The 2,271-nt window shown below is 58.4% G+C and carries 1 protein-coding gene; it reads left to right on the top strand.

What is annotated here, in order from left to right:
- The first annotated feature begins 425 nt into the window (after window positions 1-425).
- Window positions 426-2,243, top strand: coding sequence for a DUF1800 family protein (locus tag ABX749_RS30150; protein ID WP_372899296.1), 1,818 nt, complete (start codon window positions 426-428; stop codon window positions 2,241-2,243).
- Window positions 2,244-2,271: the final 28 nt, after the last annotated feature.

Raw genomic sequence — 2,271 nt, 5'->3', positions numbered from 1 at the left:
ATGCATTCCCCTTGGGCGGTTTGCCGCTTGTGTCGGTGCCAATGGCCTGCCATAGAGGGGGGCAGGGGATCTCGAGACCAACGGCGCTCAGGCGAGCGTCTTCTTGTCGCTTAAGTCAGGGGGTCTGGTTGACCCTTTCTTTGCCCCCCCCAATCCGTGCCTGCTGATTGACCGGCGCGGTTGTGTGACTTAGCTTGCCTGTCGCGAATGTCGTGATTGTTGGGAAAATCCGCCATGGGTTGTCGCCGTTCGCGCCTCCCAAGCGTTCAAGAACGCGAAGGGGTCTATTCCAATGGGTTCGCGAGAGATGGCTCGCCCGATGAGGGTTGGCTGGATCGCTGAGCCGAATTCTTTTCAAGGTGAGAGCGATGCCGTTGCGGACAGGGGCTTGGATCCGGTTGCTGGTTTTTGTGCTAGCAGTCAGCTTGAATTTACCCGCAGTCGATGCGGGCACCTTTGAGGTTGATTCGCGTCGTGACGTTGCGGTGGCGAAGCGGAAGATTCGCGCCGCCCAGTTTCTCTCTCGCGCGACCTTTGGTCCCAACCTTGAGCAGATCGAAGCGTTGGCCGAGCGGATGGCACAGATCGGGACGCGGCGTGCGTGTGAAGAGTGGATCGATCAGCAGATGGCCTTGCCGGCGGCTTATCACCGTCCTTTGGCGGTCGACATGATCGCCCGCGATGGGCTGAATTCCCAACAGAATGACGCCTACATCCAACGCTACCGCTATCACGCCTGGTGGCATTGTGCGTTGGCCGGCGAAGATCAACTTCGTCAACGTGTGGCGTGGGCGCTGATTCAAATTCTGGTGACCAGCCAGGACGGCGCAGGGTTCAACGATGTCGGCGCCGGGCATCACAGCGGGGAAGGGCGGTGGCTTGGTCCGACACATTACTACGATCTAATGGTCAAGCATGCCTTTGGCAACTATCGCGATCTGTTGGAGGACGTGACCTATCACCCGGTCATGGGTGTTTACCTGAGTCACATGCGAAACCGAAAGACGGACGAGGCCGCCAATCGATTTCCCGATGAGAACTACGCCCGGGAGATCATGCAGTTGTTCACGATCGGGCTGTACGAACTGCACCTCGACGGCCGACTGAAGACGGACGAATCGGGCAATTTGATCCCGACCTACGACAACGAAACCATCAAGGAGTTCGCCAAGGTCTTTACGGGGTTGGCGTTCAAGCCACATCCCAATGCGACGGGGACGGGGCGGTTTTGGTGGGGGAACGAATTCGAAGAGCCGATGGAGATGTTCGATTTCGAGCATGAGCCCGGTTTGAAAACGTTGCTCGGCGGGGAAGTGATCGGTAGTGAAACGAGTGTCGACGGGGATGCCGATATCGCCGCGGCGCTGGACAATCTGCTCGCCCATGACAATGTGGCTCCATTCCTTTCGCGACGATTGATCCAGCGGTTGGTCAAAAGCAATCCTTCGCGAGGTTACATTCGACGAGTCGCGCGAAAGTTCAACAACAACGGGCAGGGCGTCAAGGGTGACCTGGCCGCGGTCGTCAAGGCGGTGCTGCTGGATCCGGAAGCGTGGAGCGGTCAGCGGTTGCTGGGCCGTAGTCGGCCCTACCGCGTGCAGGTCATCGCCCGGGGAACCGATTACTCGACACTTTCCGAACCGGTGATTCGATACACGCGATTGCTTCGGGGCGTCAACGCGACCAGCAATCATCACAGCGGCCGCGCGATGTTGATGTCGCAGAATTACAACTGGACTCAAGAGCCGTACCTGTCGCCGACGGTGTTCAATTTTTATCTGCCCGATTACCAGCCGCCCGGCAGCTTGCTCGGTTACACGCCGTCACGTCGAATCCCGAACGGATTCTTGGCCGCTCCCGAGTTTCAAATCAACACGCCGGTGACCTCGAATCGCTTGGCCGGGCGATACATCTGGGACATCTCCAATCAAATGTCTCAGCAGCGCTGGTCCAACAGTACCAGCGGGGTCTCTCACAACAGCGACATGATCTTCCATCTGGAAGACGAAGAGTTGCTGTGTACCGAGGACGACGACATGCACGAACTGATGGATCGGTTCGACTTGGTGTTCTGTTATGGATCGATGCCCCAAGACTACAAGGACAGGGTGGTTGAGGTCACGACGGCGGAGACCGCGTGGATGAAGAACAACCCGACCTGGCGTCCACGGATGGAGGAGTTTCGGGTCAACGCGGCACTGATGGCGACCGTGTTGTCTCCGTTCGCCGCCGTCACTCAGTAGCCCGTCACTCAGTAGCCCGTCACTCAGT

The sequence above is a fragment of the Stieleria sp. genome (genome assembly GCF_041595215.1).
In the GTDB taxonomy this organism is placed as follows: Bacteria; Planctomycetota; Planctomycetia; order Pirellulales; family Pirellulaceae; genus Stieleria; species Stieleria magnilauensis.
Note: the sequence above shows the minus strand (reverse complement) of the source record. Positions and strands in the feature narration are given on the sequence as shown.